Below are 17,026 nucleotides of genomic sequence, written 5' to 3' on the forward strand. Positions count from 1 at the left end.
ACATTGATTTTGATTAAATTTTATATTAAACGGTAATAGTATAATTGTGTGATGGAATGATGGAGGGATAATATTATGAAAACACAATGGCAATCACAATTACCATTAGACAACATACGGTCTATCGTACCAGTAAGTGGTGGAGACGTTAACGAAGCATATAGAGTAGAAACATCTCAATCACCATATTTTTTATTAGTACAGCGTCAGAGAAGTAAAGATTTTTTTGCTGCAGAAGTCGCTGGGCTCAATTTGTTTGAGAAATCTGGCATCACTGCGCCAATCGTTATTGATAGTGGTGAAATCGATGGTGATGCCTATCTGTTGCTAAGCTTTTTAAATGAAGGAACACAAGGAAGCCAAGCCGATCTTGGATCCTTGGTGGCTAAAATGCATCAACAACAGCAGCCAGATGGTAAGTTTGGCTTTGATTTACCATATGAAGGTGGTGATGTATCGTTTAATAATAATTGGTCAGACAGTTGGATGACTATATTTGTTGAACGACGTTTAGATCATTTAAAAGATAGATTGGTAAATCAAGGTCTATGGATAGAGGATGATGTACAAACTTATCATAAAGTGAGAGAAAAAATTGTAAGTTCATTAAGGAATCATACGAGTAAACCATCATTATTGCACGGTGATTTATGGGGTGGTAACTATATGTTCTTAGAAAATGGACAACCTGCATTGTTTGATCCGGCGCCACTATATGGTGATAGAGAGTTTGATTTAGGTATAACCACTGTGTTCGGTGGTTTTACTCAAGCTTTTTATGATGCTTATAATAAGCATTATCCTTTAAGTAAAGGTGCGAATCAGCGATTAGAATTTTATCGTTTATATTTATTAATGGTGCATTTATTAAAATTTGGAAGTATGTATGCAGGCAGTGTAGATCGCTCCATGGAAAACATATTAAATGGTTAAACATGATAAAGATGATTTTCTATTGTTATAAAGTGATGTGGCACATTGTATTCACGATGAATATACAATTTTTAAAAATGAAATAGACGGTAATAGCCATTTAGAATGATGAGATTAGTATAAAATTAAATATGATGAACTGAATCATTAGTATATTTCAATCTAATTGATATAAAGAAAACCCGTTAAGCATTTGCTGCTTGACGGGTTTCTTATTAATCTAAATTTAGCGTGCCCATTTCTTCACGCAATTTATAAACTTTATCAGGCGTAACATCTTCACCTAAAGGATCCACAACTTTTAAAGTAGAAAATGTGTTAACGACTTGGCCACGAATCATTTGAAGATATTCTTGTCTTAATACTTGCTGTTCTTGTTTTTCTTCTACAGTCAAAGGCTGTACTTTTTCTTTATTTGCTAATTGGTTAATTCTATCTAGTAGTTTCATAAATTTTGTCCTCCTGTAAATGTCGAGGTGGAAAGTGTGGGATTATTTCATTGCCGACCTCTGTTAATATATCTTTATAAGTTCTGTCGTTGGTTATAAACTGCAACATGATATGATTGGTTCCGATGCGTTCGTACGCTTTTAGGATGTTTAACAAAGTGTTTCTTCCTAAGCGATAACCACCTTTAATTGGCTTTACAAGTTCATTTGGATTCGCTGATAAATCAATGACTAAAGGATGCATAAATGGTTTGAATGTTTCATTTTGATGCCATTGCTGTAATAATGCCTTTTGTTGTTGGAATGGTTGAGGATAAAATAACCACCCATCCAAATGCGTTTTTAACCAATCCATATGTTGTTTGGCGTATCCTGTTGCGAAAATTGGAATATGCTTATGCTTTGGTAATACTTGTAGGCCAGAATCTTCATACAGTTCAAATAAATGATTTGACGTTTGTGGTGATGATGATTGCCATAGTTCTTTTAAAGATGATACAGCTGATTGAAAATGTTGACTTAGCTCATTCGGATTGATTTTAAAAGTTGGAAATTCAAATTGCCGATCTCCAGTAGCAATCCCTAATAATAATCGCTCGTTTGATATTAAATCAAGAGAAGCAGATGCTTTAGCTATATGCACAGGATGACGTAATGTTGCAACAATACTAGATGTTCCGAGAGCGATTTTGGATGTGTTGGCAGCGATAAAAGTTAAAAATACAAACGGATCGTAGTTTGTCGTTACATTACCAAGATGCGGACTATATAAAGGACTATCTCGCACAAATAAGCTTGTGAATCCAAGTCTTTCAGCATATTGAACTAATGCTATTTGTTGATCAAACGGCAATGCGATATTTTCAGAATCGTCAAAGGGTAACATTAATCCTAAGGTTAAATGTTCCTGTTGAAAAGTTCGTTTGAAACCATTGTGTGTTTGAATTGTTGTCACGTCTATCCCTCCTCTTCAATCATATTAAACAACGATTGTAAACTAAGAAACATCTGTTGTTTAGATTGATTATATGTCACGACTTATTATAATGCAAACAACATGTTTATAGATTCATTGTGTAAACAACAACGTGAGCAATATGTTGTTTAAGTTATTTAGTTAATGTCCCAATGATTGTTGAATTTGTGAATGAATATTAACGATTTATAAAATCATAATGAAACATTAATGATTATTGATTAAAATCTTAAAATTCTGTAAATTAAAAAAGTAATATCTTTTAAATAGGAGGTACTTTTGTTGAAAAATATTTTAGTTAGCATCGTTATAGGTGTTCTATTATTCTTATCAAGCGCTATCAATGATGAGACGCAAGCACAAACGCAAAATGGAACTTTGCCAGATTCACAACAGAGTAATGAACACAACCAAATAGGTACTGCCACGCCAAGGGTAATGCTACCAGGTGAAAATAGACATCAAATTAAAAATACTCGAACGAGTCATTACCAATCAATTGGCTACATAGAAAAAGGAGAAATGATTGCTACCGGTGTGGTTATTGGTAAAAATACAGTGCTGACGAATAAACATGTAGCGGATAACAATAATGCAAATCTGTCGTTTGCGCCCGCTGCTGAAAATGAAAATAGTTTTCCGTACGGTACTTTTAAGGCAAAAGAAGTGATAGCATATCCTGGTGATGCTGACTTAGTAATTATTCATTTTAATAAAAACAGTGAAGGACAATCGGTTGGTGATGTTGTGACACCTGTCACTATTGGAGAATCTACCACTGTGTCGAGCAATGAGCCAATAACAGTTACTGGTTATCCAGGTGACAAACCTTTAGCAACGATGTGGGAAAGTTCCGGTAAAGTCAAAAGTAATAATGATAACATATTGACGTATAGTGCTAGCACATTTGGTGGGAATTCAGGCTCACCTGTCTTTAATGATAATAATGAACTAATCGGCCTACATTACGGAGGAGTGGAAGGAGAAAGCAATAATGCAGTGGCGATAACAGGTGAAGTATTAGAATTTATCAAGAAACACAATGTTTAAACAATTGTTGTACTCAAATATATTATCCCCCTCGTGAAATAAAGTTATGATAACTGATGGTTTAACGAGGGGGTGAATGTTTACAGAACAACTATTTTCATTGTCTAAACTCATTGTATGTGAATTATTTTTGTTTTGAAAGTTGTGATGTAATGAAGGGTAATGACTTGTTGATATACGTTTCAGCAGGCAATTTACTTGAATGAAACCAATGTTTGGCAATGCCGTATAACCCCCATGAAAGAAAACGTGCACTTGTAGCAAGCGTTTCTCTATCTATATCTTTGTGTTCATCAGACATTAATTTTAAAAAAATATCTTCTAATTCTTCTTTAATTCTTTTTTCGACAATTTCACCATATGCTTCACTGTTTAGACGGCACTCTTCGTGCGTATCTTGAATATAGCTAGTGATTGTAATAAAACATTGACACAATGCATTTTCATTTAATTCTGCAACCATACTGAGTGATTGATTTAAATTTTTTAAGATTGTTTCAGACAATGTATAATCCATAATGTCATATTTATCGTAAAAATGAGCATAAAAAGTAGCGCGATTGACAGTAGCACGTTCGGTGATATCTTTAACTGTAATCGATACTAACTTTTTTTCTTTTGCAATTTCACGAAAAGCATCCATTAATAATTTCTTTGTTCTTATAATACGGGGATCTATATGAGTATGATTCAATTGATTACACCTCTATATTTGTTATTAGCATCAGACAAATTATCTTGCTTTACGCACAAGTTGTCAATAAACATAACTGACTATAACATTATTTTATTTCTATTTTACGATTATTTATTTTACTATTTAAAAAACAATAGATAATGATACCAAATGTGATGATCATAATACCAACGATACTCAATATATTTGGTAACGCTAAACCTAAAAGTAACATTTCACCAATTAATGTAAAAACGATTTCCATCGCTTGTGTTGCTTCAACTGCAGCTAACTTAGTTTGATTGTGTTTTACCATATTTGTAGCATAGAAGAATAATGTTGTTGCGATAATACCAGAGAAAATTGCAACTAAGAAAGTTTGCATGATTTGATTTGAAGATGGCGGTCCTTGCCTAGCCAATCCAATGAGAAAGATGAGCAACCATAATGGTAAGGTGACTAAGGTCATACCATAAATCCGTTCAATCGTATTTAAGTCATTGCCAACAAGCACCATCATTTTACGATTGCCTAATGGATAACAAAATGCCGCAACGATTAACGGTAAAACGGATAATAAAAATATATGCAAGTCTATATTTGAAATGTGTGGTATTTGTACAATAATAACACCTAGAATCATAATGCTCGATGTAATTAACGGGCGCCATGCGATTCGTTCTCGCACTTTAATTGTAGCTGTATCTTGTTGTATGTATGTGTAGAAAAAAGGAGCAGTGAGAAGGCCGCAAATAATAGTTAATTGCCATGTTGCAGAAATAAGCCAGCCCGGGCTATAATTTGATACAAAAGTTATAGGCACATAGAAAAAGACAAAGGCAAGAGAACTCCACAATAGCCACGCGAAAAAATGTTGTTTAATATGCAACAGAACAACATGAGGGCGGGTTTTATGCTTCCAAATAACCATTATTAATAAAAACGGAAACATAAAAATAAAACGTAGTGACGCACTAAAAAGCCAACTTCCGCCGTCGTTAGACATTGCATGGTTTAATATGAATGTAATAGAAAAAAAGAAAGCAGCTAATATACCAATTAAAATTGCTCGCATTTAAGACCACCTCAAGTTGTTTAATGATACTAACTTACCAGTTTTTTTAATTACAGCAAACATAATTCGTACAAATAAGATGATATTTTATAAAAATAAGTGAATTTTCGGAAAAATAAAAAGCGGATGCAATGGAAAAGTAGTATGATAGATTTAACAGTAGTATAAAAAGACAGAGCAATATAATTGAAAGCATGTTGTTGCGATTTAGGTAGTTGTGTTTAATAATAAAATATTAATTTCAAAATGATACTTAGATAAAGTTAGTACAATTTATTTTTATATAGGAAGATTGGAGTGTGTTAAATGACTAAAAAAATAATCATGGATTGTGACCCAGGTCATGATGATGCGATAGCATTGATTCTTGCAGGTGCGAAACATAGCACGCTTGATATACTAGCAGTGACCACTGTAGCTGGAAATCAAGCAGTTGAAAAAAACACCAAAAATGCACTTAATGTATTAGAAGTTATGGGAAGACGAGATATCGAAGTATCAGTAGGTGTTTCACGTCCGCTCATAAAACCTGCTTCGTTTGCTTCTGAAATTCACGGAGATTCTGGATTAGATGGACCTAAATTACCAGAAGTACCATCGTTGAAACCAACACAATATCACGCTGCAGATGTAATCATTAAAACATTGAAACAAAGATCTGACCCTGTAACAATTGTAGCAACGGGGCCGCTTACTAACGTTGCTACCGCATTAATTAAAGATCCTAGTATTGCTCAATACATTGATTCTATTACTATCATGGGGGGCGGTACTTTCGGAAATTGGACACCTACTGCTGAATTTAATATCTGGGTAGATGCAGAAGCTGCTACACGTGTATTTGAAAGTGGTATTAACATTAATGTTTTTGGGCTAGACGTGACACATCAAGTTTTAGCAACAGATGAAGTTATTCAAAGATTTAGTGCTATTGATAATAAAATATCCAAATTTGTTGTTGAACTACTAAAATTTTTCAAATCTACGTATAAAACGCATTTTAATATGGATGGCGGTCCTATTCATGATGCGTGTACAATTTTATACTTATTGCAGCCAGACTTATTTACCATGCAACAGACACATATCGACATAGAACATCAAAGTTCACTCACTTACGGTACAATGTCAGTCGACTTAAATAATGTTACAAACAAAGAAAAAAATGCATATTTTGCTACATCAGTAGATGTTGAACGCGTTTGGACTTTGATGGAACATATGTTAGAAAGTTATAACGTGTAATTTAAATGAATAGGTATTGCTTCATAAATTTTGAAGATATTAATATACATCACTTGTAAGAATGTGCGCATTAGCATTTCTTAAATTTTATTAAAATAATAGAAAAGCATAGAGCTTAAATATTTGTCACTGAAAATAAACGTCGGTTTCTAGTAAAATAAATTAGAAATTGACGTTTATTTTACATTAATGGTATCAAGAGATTTTCATATCTGAATTCAATGGATATATGTTTACTAAAAGTGTTTTGATATTTTTGTGCCATTCATTTAGTACGAAAGTATGAGAAGATTTTAAGTTGAATAATTAGCAAAATATAGATGAAAGCATTTATTATGATATTAATATCATAATTTAAAAGGTGAATCAGATAGTGAAAAATACATTTAAAATGATACTATTATTAATTATTGTGTTAGTGCCGTTAATACTATTATTAACAAATATAGATACGGTACAACGATATATAAGAGAAAATTTAGTGCAACAAAATGATGGAAATAAAGATGAAAAAGAAACAGATAGAAGTATTTTTAATATTAGTAGAGAGACAGAATCTTTTGGTGATTATGAATATAATGACTTTGATGGTAAACACTATGGCATCGACTATGGTATAGCTAAAAACACACCAGTAACTGCCGCAACAGATGGTAAGGTAACTAGAACTTTTGAAAATGAGTTAGGTGGTAAGGTAGTGCAAATTAGGGAAGAAAATGGTGTATACCATCAATGGTATATGCATTTAAATGAATTTAAAGTGGAACCTGGAGACAAAGTTGAAGCTGGAAAAATCATCGCACTTTCTGGTAATACTGGTTCTCAAACTTCAGGACCGCATCTACATTTCCAAAGAATGAAAGGTGGCGTTGGCAACGATTATGCGGAAAACCCAAGAAAATTTATAGAATCATTGCCAAAAGGTGAAAAAAGTTTGTATAAGCAATAAATGTCTAGAAAATATTTTAGCCTATCACGGCACAATTTACCAAATAATGTAATGATAACAATGTGGTAGAACAAAATTATATAAAATAATTTTGTTCTACCATATTGAAGGCATAGTTAGGAACTATAAAATTAACTTATTAAGAAGTTGATTTATCTATAACTGAGTCAATAGAATCGTAATTTAATAAATTTCGATGAATTGCTTTCCACAAGTAAAATGCTCCATATGAAGCATATGGATGCCATTGTTTTGCACAGAGAGTGAGCTGTTTTTTTCTTTCTGCGGTTGAGGTTTGATATAGCCATTGTGCAGCTCTCTGTAAACCTACATCAAAAATGGGCAATATATTTTCGCGTTTTAATGTAAAAATTAAAAATATTTCTGATGTCCAACGACCAATCCCTTTGACCTGTGTTAAAACTTGTTTTACAGTTTTATCATCTAATTCATGTAAATTAGCAAAATCCAATTTATTTTGTTCTATATATGCAAGCAAATTTTGAATATAGTTGATTTTAGTTTTTGAAAGACCAATATGTTTCATTTGTGTTTCCTTCAAACTTAAAATCGATTCAAGGGTCCATTGATTGTGTATAGCATCTGAAAATTTTTGGAAAATTGCTGAAGCGGCAGTATTGGTAATTTGCTGTCCAATGATAGAACGAATTAACGATTTTAGCGGATTGGTACGTAGTGTTATTTCTATGTTGCCAATTTGCTTTATAAGTTTTGCAAGTGTCTCATCTTGATTCATAAGTGTTTGTACAGCCGGATCATTTATATCAATTTGCCACTGAGTCATCGTACTCACACCTTATTGTAATAATTGTTGCAACACAATTGCTTGGTTATGTTGCTCATCTTTTGCACCATATAGCAAAATGACATCTTGCTTACTGTTAGCAATAATATCTTGCAATTCATTAAAAGCTTCTTGTTGTTCCTCATTTTCACGTAATTCTTTCTCGTATTTTTCTTTAAATGCAGCATAAAGTTGAGGATCGTGATTAAACCATTTTCTTAACTCGGATGTAGGTGCAATATTTTTTAGCCAATGGTCTAAATTGGCCTGATCTTTTGATATACCTCTTGGCCAAACACGGTCTACAAGTACACGAACGCCTTCTTTAAGTGGTTTTTCATAAATGCGTTGTATTTGAATAGTCATAAAATACTCCTTTAATTTGAATTATTTCAATTATTTTTCTATAGCCTAAAATTTAATATTAAAAACATCAGAGGTCTCAGAGGTCATATATTCTACCTTAAAGGGTATAGATAAATATAATGCTGAAAAGGAGATTTTAACTATGACGAATTTTGATCAAGTACAACCACCCGAACAATTTAGATACCGTAGTAATGCAGTGCTTATTAAAAATTATTATGAATTCACTTGTGATAATCGAATATATTTCAGTCAAACAGCACACAAAGATTTAGCAAATCAACATTATAAGTTCGATATTGAAATTTTATCTGAAATAGACGATACCGGATTGGCATTAGATTTTAATGAAGTAGATAAAATATATAATCAAAAAATCGCAACTTATTTGGATGGTCAACTCGTTAATGAAACATTGCCACCAATGAATACAACTGCTGAAAATATTGCCTTTTGGATATGGGAACAATTTGAGCAACACTTGCCAGAGCAAAATACACTACAAAAGCTAGAATTTTTTGAGAATGCAACACAAGGTTTAGTATTGACGCGTGAATTCATGGACGAAAAATAAGGTATGTTAATAACACGGTTTCATCAATAATACGCATGTACTAGAGTATGTTAAATTTTAGCGACAACAAGGTTTAATATCGTTTTGAATAGCAACCAAAGTATACGGATAGACAAGTTCATGCAATAGATATGAATGTCTGTCCGTATTTTGTGTGCAATTTTTGTGATTTGTAAGCATACTGTAGAGTTGGAAAATTTTGAGAATATACTTAACTACATTTTTAATTTGAAATGGAAAATTTTACATAAATAAATATTCTGAAAATTGCGATAATATGGTATATTTTATTTATCACAACATAGGAGGCACACAATGATTAAAGTAAGTCCGAAACAATTTATTAATAATGTATTATCTGGAGTAGCAATTGCAATTGTTGCTGGGCTCATACCTAATGCTATTTTAGGTGAGGTGTTTAAGCTTTTAGCGCCGAAACATGCCATTTTTGAATCTTTACTACAGGTTGTTTTAGGTATTCAATTTACAGTTCCACTATTGGTAGGTGCTTTGATTGCAATGCGCTTTAGTTTAACGCCTTTAGCGACCGCTGTAGTTGCTAGTTCAGCTTTTGTTGGCAGTGGTGTTGCGCAATTTAAAGATGGCGTATGGGTACTTGCTGGAGTAGGAGACTTAATTAATACAATGATTACAGCAGCAATTGCAGTATTTTTTATATTGGTAATTGGTGAACGTTTTGGTAGTCTCACATTGATTATTTTACCAACCATCGTTGGTGTAATTTCAGGTTTGATTGGTTTGACGTTATTACCATACATACAATTAATTACGACTGGTATCGGTAACTTAGTTAATACATTTACAGAATTACAACCTATCATCATGTCAATGCTTATTGCACTTGTCTTTAGTTTCATCATCATTTCACCAATTTCTACAGTGGCTACAGCATTAGCTATTGGTATTAGTGGTTTAGCAGCAGGTTCAGCCTCATTAGGTATCGTAGCATGTGAAGGAGTTCTCGTGGCAGGTACGATGAAAATAAATCGATCAGGTGTACCTATCACAATATTTTTAGGTGGTGTAAAAATGATGATTCCTAATATGGTTCGACATCCTATCATTTTATTACCTATCTTTACCAATGCGCTAATCACTGGTTTTTTTGGTGCATTGCTAGGTATTGCAGGTACCAAAGAATCTGCAGGTTTTGGTATCATTGGACTCGTTGGGCCAATCAGTGCATTTAGACATATGGAAGCGCCGTTACTACTTAATCTATTATATGTATTTATCGCTTTTTTTGTCGTTCCGTTTATGATAGGTTTCTTAATCCATATGTTCTATATGAAAGTTTTGAAATTATATAATAAGGAAGTATTTAAATTTTTAGCATAAAATAAGCAGATATATGCTTGATTAATGTAATATATTGAAAATACGTATAGTTAAAATGTAAGAGAAAACATTAAAAAAGGCCTCAAATCAAAGGTCTTTTTTAATTTTGTACAAAAAAATTTGCAAGTTTGACCCCAATATATAAAAAAGATATCGAAATATATTATTACAGTTATGTAACAAAACGGTTGTTTGTAATTTTTCAGACAATATAAAAAATGAAGTGATTCAAGTGAAAATACTTTTTTATGCCAGTATTCATAAATCGTATGAGCAATAATAATTATTTGAGAACGTTGTATAAAATGATTACAAAAGATTGCAATGTTACAAATCAGAATAATTTTTGTAAAGTTTTGTTATGTAAGTGTAATATGTTTGATAAAAATATGTGGTATATTAACTATGGTCAAAAAACAAAACATAAAATTTAAAGAATTTTAGCAAATACGACAAAAAAATTATCGAAAATATATTTTATTAGAAATTAAATTTGGAGGATTTATTTTATTATGAAAAAATCAATTTTAGCTTCATCATTAGCAGTAGCATTAGGCGTAACAGGATATGCAGCAGCATCTGACAACAATCAAGCTCACGCTTCAGAACAAAACATCGACAAAGCACATTTAGCAGAATTAGCATTAAATGATTCAGCTGAATTAAATCAAAAACCATTACACGCTGGTGCGTATAACTATAATTTTGTACTAGATGGTAACGAGTTTACTTTTACATCAGACGGTAATACATGGTCATGGGAATACCATGCAGTTGGTGCACAAGCTTCAACACCTAACACTACACAAGATGTAAGTTCAGAAGTTAGTGTTAATACAAATGAAAAATCTGCAAGTGAAGTACGTTCACAACAATCATATACTGCTCCAGCAGCAGTAGAAGCACCAAAAGCTTCAGCAACTACAAATGTTAGAACAGCACAAACAAGTGCAGCTACGCAAACATATAAAACAGCTCAAGCATCAGCAGCTTCAACTGGTGGATCAGTTAAAGCACAATTCTTAGCGGCTGGTGGATCAGAAGCTATGTGGAATTCAATTGTAATGCCTGAATCAAGTGGTAATCCAAATGCGGTTAACCCAGCAGGATATAGAGGTTTAGGCCAAACTAAAGAATCATGGGGTACTGGTTCAGTAGCAGATCAAACTAAAGGTATGTTAAACTATGCTAAACAACGTTACGGTTCTGAAGCAGCAGCATTAGAATTCCGTAAAAACCACGGTTGGTGGTAAAATCTATAACGCTGAACGAGTTCTGTTTGGTGATATAGATAAAGAGTGACTCAAGCGAGTCACTCTTTTTTTATATTGACATGTTAGAATATTCTGATAAAATTAATATTAATTTAATTATAAAGTAACTTATCCAGAGAAGTGGAGGGACTTGACCCGTTGAAACTTCAGCAACAGACTTATCTATTATCATAAGTACTGTGCTACATTCAACAAGTAAAATACTTGATAGATAAGTGTCATGTGAGAGCTATATGTCACTTAAGGGGCATATAGTTTTTTATTTTAAGGAGGACTTTTAATGGTAATATCAGATCGATTATCACAAATTCCGGATAGTTACTTTGGCAAAACGATGGGGCGTAAAATAGAGCCTGGTCCTTTGCCATTGATTAATATGGCAGTAGGTATACCTGATGGTGCAACGCCTAAAGGTATTCTTGATTGTTACGCAGAAGCCATCTATAAACCAGAAAATCAAAAATATGTCGCTTTTCATGGGAAAGAAACATTTAAGCAAGCAATCGTGGATTTTTATAAAAGACAATATGAGGTTCAATTAGATAAGGATGAAGAAGTTTGTATCTTATATGGTACGAAAAACGGCTTAGTTGCTTTGCCTACATGCATCGTTAATCCAGGGGAAAATGTGCTGCTTCCTGATCCAGGTTATACAGATTATTTAGCAGGTGTATTATTGGCAGATGCTAAGCCACAACCACTTGTGTTAAAGCCACCTTATTATTTGCCACAATGGCATACGATAGATAAAGATGTCTTATTGAATACGCGCTTAGTTTATCTAACTTATCCAAATAATCCTACAGGTTCAGTTGCTACAAAAGATGTGTTTGATAAAGCAATTAAACAATTTCAAGGCACAAAAACTAAAATTGTTCATGATTTTGCCTACAGTGCATTTGGTTTTGATTATAAAAATCCAAGTATTTTACAATCAAAGGGTGCTAAAAACTTAGCAATAGAAGTTTTCTCTTTATCAAAAGGATATAATATGTCAGGTTTTAGAGTTGGTTTTGCTGTAGGAAACAAAGATATGATACAAGCATTGAAAAAATATCAAACACATACGCACGCTGGTATGTTTGGTGCACTGCAAGATGCGGCTACCTTTGCTTTAAATCACTATGATGATTTCCTCTTGAGTCAAAATGAAATATTTAAAGTTCGTAGAGATAAGTTCACTGCTAAATTGAATGCAGTGGGAATCCCTTTTGAACCGATGAATGGTGGCATATTTTTATGGTTGAAAACCCCTAAATATTATGATGGTGAAACATTTGAAACGTATTTATTAAAAGAAAAATCCATTTTGGTTGCGCCAGGTGTTCCATTTGGTGAACATGGGCGGCACTATGTACGTATTTCATTAGCAGTGGATGATGATAGCTTAATGGAAGCCGCAGAACGCATTCAATCATTAAAACATTTATATGAAGCAGATTAGGAGTGAAACGATTAATGAAAAGCATTAAACTTTTTGGTGTCAGAGAAGAAGATATCCCTTTTATTAATGAATGGTCAGAAAAAAATCAGGTTTTAGTAGATTTAGATAGTGACATTTTATCTTTGGAAACGGTAGATCGTGTCAAAGGTTTTGATGGAGTGTCATTGTCACAACAAATTGAATTAGATGAAACAGTATATAAAAAATTACATGATTATGGCATTAAGCAAATTGCTCAGAGAAGTGCTGGATTTGATAGTTACAATCTTGAGTTAGCTAAGCAATATGAACTAGTTATAACCAACGTACCTTCATATTCTCCAAATTCAATCGCTGAATATACCGTATCCCAAGCATTAAATTTAATTAGAAATTTTAATGATATACAAAATAAAACTGCAACATATGATTTTAGATGGCAACCAAGTATTTTGTCACGTTCTATAAAAGATTTAAAAGTTGCAGTTATTGGTACAGGTCGTATTGGTTCCATTGTTGGTAAAATTTTTGCAGAAGGTTTTGGTTCAGAAGTAGTAGCATATGATATTGAACCTCAAATTTCATGCGAAGCGTATTTGACATATCAGGAAAGCATGAGTGAAGCAATTAAAGACGCGGATATTGTCACTGTACATATCCCAGCGACAAAGGATAATACATATTTGTTTAATGAGACAGTATTTACAGAAATGAAAACTGGTGCCGTGTTTATTAATTGTGCGCGCGGTACGATTGTTGATACAAAAGCGCTTATAGATGCATTGAATAGTGGGAAATTAAAAGGAGCAGCATTAGACACTTATGAAGGTGAGAAAGGCTTATTCCCAAGTGATCAACGCAATACACAATTGGATGATGCAGTATTAGTTGAATTGATAGAGCGACAAGATGTCATTCTATCTCCACATATTGCTTTTTATACAGATGCAGCTGTGAAAAATCTTATTGTGGATGCGCTAGATGCAACATTAGAGGTAATATATACAGGGGATAGTAAACTTCGCGTTAATTAAATAGGTAATATAAAAACAGGGCTAAGACGTTTGATATCGTCTCAGCCCTTATTTTATAAATGTACAGGTTATTTAGCATCATAGCCTTGATCTTCGATAGCATCTTTCATGCTTGTCATTGTAACTTTATTGTCGTCAAAATTGACTTCAACATTACCAGCCTCAAGGTTTACATCAGCTGTTGATACGCCATTTAGATTCGTCAGCGCAGATTCTACTGCATGCTTACAATGATCGCAGCTCATGCCATCAACTTTAATTGTTTCTGTTGCCATAGGAATCACCTCCTTAAATTAAGGATATTTATTATTAGTATTATTACAAAATTGAGTTATAATTTCATTCGTTTTAATCTAAGCGAATTGGTTACTACACTTACGGAGCTTAATGCCATAGCTGCGCCAGCTACCCATGGTGCAAGTAAACCTAAAGCGGCAATAGGGATACCGGCAACGTTATAGCCGAACGCCCAAAATAAGTTTTGTCTGATATTGCTTATCGTTGAATTACTAGCTTTGATTGCTTTAGGAATTAATAATAATTCTCCGCCTAAAATAGTGACATCCGCTGCTTCTATTGCTACTTCTGTACCTGTACCAATAGCAATACCAATATCGGCTTGAACTAATGCTGGTGCGTCATTAACGCCATCTCCAACCATAGCAACAATTTTATTATTATCTTGTAGTTCAGCGATTTTTGAAGCTTTTTCTTCTGGTAATACTTCTGAAATTACAGCGTCTATACCTACTTGTTTAGCAATCGCTTGTGCTGTTCGTGCATTATCTCCTGTAAGCATTGTTACGGAAATACCTAATTCGTGTAGTTGTTGTATTGCTTCCTTGGCAGAGTCTTTGACTGTATCAGCGACTGCAATCACACCTTGCAGTGTTTGATTAATAGCAATGAGCATAGCCGTTTTACCTTCGTATTCATATTTAACTAAATTATCTTCATACATTGAAACATCTATATGTGCATCTTTCATGAATTTACGTGTGCCAACAAATACGTCTTGGTTATGAATCATTGCTTGAATACCGTGACCAGGTACGGCTTCAAAAGCAGATGTTTCTAATAAGTCGATGTTTTTTTCATTTGCATAATTGACGATTGCTTCAGCTAATGGGTGTTCAGAATCTTTTTCTGCGCTAGCTAATAGTTGTAGGGTTTCATTATTACCCTCAAAATCAGTCACAATTGGTTTACCGTTTGTGATTGTTCCTGTTTTATCTAGAACAACTGTATCGACTTGGTGCGTCCGTTCTATGTGCTCGCCGCCTTTAAATAAAATACCATTTTCAGCAGCCTTACCAGTACCCACCATAATTGAAGTGGGTGTTGCGAGGCCCAATGCACATGGGCAAGCGATCACTAATACAGCGATTGCTGCTACAAGCGCAGGTTCAAATTGGCCCGTTTGAACAAAAGCAATCCAAATGATAAATGTGAGTATAGCAATGCCTACGACAATAGGAACAAAGTAACCAGAAATCGTATCAGCTAAACGTTGTATAGGCGCTTTTGAACCTTGAGCGTCTTCAACTACTTTAATAATAGAAGATAAAGCAGTGTCTTTTCCTACTTTTGTTGCTTCTATTGTAATCGTACCGTTTTTATTCATTGTTGATCCTATCACATTATGGTTTAATGTTTTTTCAACAGGGATAGATTCACCGGTTAACATAGATTCATCTATCGCAGACATACCTTTAATTATTTGACCATCAACTGGTATTTTTTCTCCTGGTTTTACTTGTATATAATCTCCCACAACAACTTCACTGAGTGGCACCATCTGTGTTTTACCATTTCTGATTATACGTGCTTCTTTGGCTTGTAAGCTTAACAATTCACTTAAAGCATTAGTAGTTTGTGTTTTGGCACGGCTTTCTAAATATTTACCAAATAAGATAAGTGTTATTAATACGGCACTCGTTTCAAAATACAAATGAGGTGTATCATTTGTATTGCTCAACCATTTTATCATTTCATAAATACTGTAAAAGAATGCTGCGCTCGTACCTAAAGCAACTAATACGTCCATATTGGCTGAGCCATTTCGTAGATTTTTGTAAGCGCCTACATAAAATTGCCAACCAATTATAAATTGAACAGGTGTAGCTAATATGAATTGAAACCAGGGATTCATTAAGAAACTCGGTAATGGTAGTCCGAATAAATGGACAAACATCGTCAATAATAAAGGTAAAGAAAGGATGGCTGAAATGATTAATTTGTTTCGTTTCCCTTTTAATTCTTGAGCTTTGCGTGAATTCTTTTCTGAAGGAGCTGCTTTGGTTTTTGCATCATAGCCGATGTTTTGTATTTTCTTTATCAATTCATCTATAGATGTCACTTCTGGATTATAATTTATCGTTGCATTTTCGGTTGTGAGATTGACGTTGGCTTGTTCAACACCGTCAGTGCGATTAAGAACTTTTTCAATACGATTTGAACATGCAGCGCAAGTCATACCGATGACATCTAAATCAGCTTTTTCAGTGACAACATCATAACCTGTATCTTTAATTTTTTGAGTTAAAGCATCGATTGAAGTATGATCTGAATTATATTCAATCGTTGCTTTCTCGGTTGTGACATTGACATTTGCTGTGACATCTTCCATTTTATTTAAATTCTTTTCGATACGGTTTGCACACGCGGCACAAGTCATGCCCGTAATGCCTAGTGTCGTTTTTTTGTTGTTACTCATCTCAGTGACTGCCTCCTTTTGTTTTATAGATTTATAACGAAACGCTATTTGTATGTCATCTGTTAAATTTAATATACCCCCTATAGGTATAAAAGTCAATGTGTTTGTTTGAAACAAAATAA

At 33.5% G+C, this 17,026-nt stretch carries 17 protein-coding genes and 1 riboswitch; of the genes, 9 read left to right on the forward strand and 8 right to left on the reverse strand.

What is annotated here, in order from left to right; genetic code table 11:
* The first annotated feature begins 75 nt into the window (after positions 1 to 75).
* Entirely contained in the window at positions 76 to 933 is an 858-nt protein-coding gene (locus KA814_RS00740) for a fructosamine kinase family protein (protein WP_064209221.1), read from the forward strand.
* Positions 934 to 1,148: 215 nt separating this feature from the next.
* On the opposite strand, the gene KA814_RS00745 is transcribed toward KA814_RS00740, so the two are convergent.
* Both KA814_RS00745 and KA814_RS00750 read right to left on the reverse strand, forming a co-directional pair.
* Entirely contained in the window at positions 1,149 to 1,382 is a 234-nt protein-coding gene (locus KA814_RS00745; RefSeq protein ID WP_046206707.1) for a DUF896 domain-containing protein, read from the reverse strand.
* Positions 1,366 to 2,337, reverse strand: coding sequence for an LLM class oxidoreductase (locus tag KA814_RS00750; RefSeq protein WP_064209222.1), 972 nt, complete (start codon positions 2,335 to 2,337; stop codon positions 1,366 to 1,368). The genes KA814_RS00745 and KA814_RS00750 overlap by 17 nt, the downstream gene beginning before the upstream one ends.
* A gap of 303 nt (positions 2,338 to 2,640) precedes the next feature.
* Here KA814_RS00750 and KA814_RS00755 point away from each other — a divergent pair, with 303 nt between their 5' ends.
* The gene (locus tag KA814_RS00755) at positions 2,641 to 3,408 is read left to right on the forward strand and encodes a trypsin-like serine peptidase (RefSeq protein ID WP_081254268.1); all 768 of its coding nucleotides are present in this window, start codon (positions 2,641 to 2,643) and stop codon (positions 3,406 to 3,408) included.
* A 124-nt stretch (positions 3,409 to 3,532) separates the two neighbouring features.
* Here KA814_RS00755 and KA814_RS00760 read toward each other — a convergent pair whose 3' ends face one another.
* Both KA814_RS00760 and KA814_RS00765 read right to left on the reverse strand, forming a co-directional pair.
* Positions 3,533 to 4,102: a TetR/AcrR family transcriptional regulator gene (locus KA814_RS00760; RefSeq protein WP_103161494.1), complete on the reverse strand. Its 570-nt coding sequence runs from the start codon at positions 4,100 to 4,102 to the stop codon at positions 3,533 to 3,535.
* Positions 4,103 to 4,190: 88 nt separating this feature from the next.
* Complete coding sequence (locus KA814_RS00765; RefSeq protein WP_064209224.1) at positions 4,191 to 5,159, reverse strand: DMT family transporter; 969 nt, start codon at positions 5,157 to 5,159, stop codon at positions 4,191 to 4,193.
* A gap of 306 nt (positions 5,160 to 5,465) precedes the next feature.
* Here KA814_RS00765 and KA814_RS00770 point away from each other — a divergent pair, with 306 nt between their 5' ends.
* Both KA814_RS00770 and KA814_RS00775 read left to right on the forward strand, forming a co-directional pair.
* The gene (locus KA814_RS00770; RefSeq protein WP_210122640.1) at positions 5,466 to 6,404 is read left to right on the forward strand and encodes a nucleoside hydrolase; all 939 of its coding nucleotides are present in this window, start codon (positions 5,466 to 5,468) and stop codon (positions 6,402 to 6,404) included.
* Between the two features lie 391 nt (positions 6,405 to 6,795).
* Positions 6,796 to 7,353, forward strand: a complete 558-nt coding sequence (locus KA814_RS00775; RefSeq protein ID WP_226857789.1) for a M23 family metallopeptidase — start codon at positions 6,796 to 6,798, stop codon at positions 7,351 to 7,353.
* A 139-nt stretch (positions 7,354 to 7,492) separates the two neighbouring features.
* On the opposite strand, the gene KA814_RS00780 is transcribed toward KA814_RS00775, so the two are convergent.
* Both KA814_RS00780 and KA814_RS00785 read right to left on the reverse strand, forming a co-directional pair.
* A complete protein-coding gene (locus tag KA814_RS00780; protein WP_064209226.1) occupies positions 7,493 to 8,158 on the reverse strand; it encodes a DNA-3-methyladenine glycosylase family protein in 666 nt (221 codons plus the stop codon).
* A 12-nt stretch (positions 8,159 to 8,170) separates the two neighbouring features.
* On the reverse strand, positions 8,171 to 8,524 hold the full coding sequence (locus KA814_RS00785; RefSeq protein ID WP_046206713.1) for a DUF488 domain-containing protein: 354 nt from the start codon (positions 8,522 to 8,524) through the stop codon (positions 8,171 to 8,173).
* Between the two features lie 142 nt (positions 8,525 to 8,666).
* On the opposite strand from KA814_RS00785, the gene KA814_RS00790 reads away from it, so the two are divergent.
* The 5 genes from KA814_RS00790 to KA814_RS00810 all read left to right on the forward strand — a co-directional run bounded on the left by KA814_RS00790 (position 8,667) and on the right by KA814_RS00810 (position 14,188).
* On the forward strand, positions 8,667 to 9,098 hold the full coding sequence (locus tag KA814_RS00790) for a 6-pyruvoyl trahydropterin synthase family protein (RefSeq protein ID WP_064209227.1): 432 nt from the start codon (positions 8,667 to 8,669) through the stop codon (positions 9,096 to 9,098).
* Between the two features lie 315 nt (positions 9,099 to 9,413).
* Complete coding sequence (locus tag KA814_RS00795; RefSeq protein WP_046206715.1) at positions 9,414 to 10,457, forward strand: PTS sugar transporter subunit IIC; 1,044 nt, start codon at positions 9,414 to 9,416, stop codon at positions 10,455 to 10,457.
* Positions 10,458 to 10,969: 512 nt separating this feature from the next.
* Positions 10,970 to 11,710 carry an aggregation-promoting factor C-terminal-like domain-containing protein gene (locus KA814_RS00800; RefSeq protein WP_064209228.1) on the forward strand — a complete coding sequence of 247 codons (741 nt, stop codon included), beginning with the start codon at positions 10,970 to 10,972 and terminating at the stop codon, positions 11,708 to 11,710.
* A gap of 126 nt (positions 11,711 to 11,836) precedes the next feature.
* A riboswitch (SAM riboswitch) is annotated at positions 11,837 to 11,949 on the forward strand.
* A 62-nt stretch (positions 11,950 to 12,011) separates the two neighbouring features.
* On the forward strand, positions 12,012 to 13,175 hold the full coding sequence (locus tag KA814_RS00805; RefSeq protein WP_064209229.1) for an aminotransferase class I/II-fold pyridoxal phosphate-dependent enzyme: 1,164 nt from the start codon (positions 12,012 to 12,014) through the stop codon (positions 13,173 to 13,175).
* Positions 13,176 to 13,189: 14 nt separating this feature from the next.
* Positions 13,190 to 14,188 (forward strand): D-lactate dehydrogenase, encoded by a 999-nt coding sequence (locus KA814_RS00810; protein WP_046206718.1) that lies wholly within the window; start codon positions 13,190 to 13,192, stop codon positions 14,186 to 14,188.
* 68 nt (positions 14,189 to 14,256) lie between these two features.
* Here the strand turns inward: KA814_RS00810 and copZ are convergent, their stop codons facing one another.
* The gene (gene copZ, locus KA814_RS00815; RefSeq protein ID WP_046206719.1) at positions 14,257 to 14,463 is read right to left on the reverse strand and encodes a copper chaperone CopZ; all 207 of its coding nucleotides are present in this window, start codon (positions 14,461 to 14,463) and stop codon (positions 14,257 to 14,259) included.
* A gap of 56 nt (positions 14,464 to 14,519) precedes the next feature.
* The gene (locus tag KA814_RS00820; RefSeq protein WP_064209230.1) at positions 14,520 to 16,904 is read right to left on the reverse strand and encodes a heavy metal translocating P-type ATPase; all 2,385 of its coding nucleotides are present in this window, start codon (positions 16,902 to 16,904) and stop codon (positions 14,520 to 14,522) included.
* Positions 16,905 to 17,026 lie beyond the last annotated feature (122 nt).

Origin of the sequence: Staphylococcus sp. GDY8P196P (assembly GCF_017891705.1) — a bacterium.
Lineage (GTDB): Bacteria > Bacillota > Bacilli > Staphylococcales > Staphylococcaceae > Staphylococcus > Staphylococcus ureilyticus.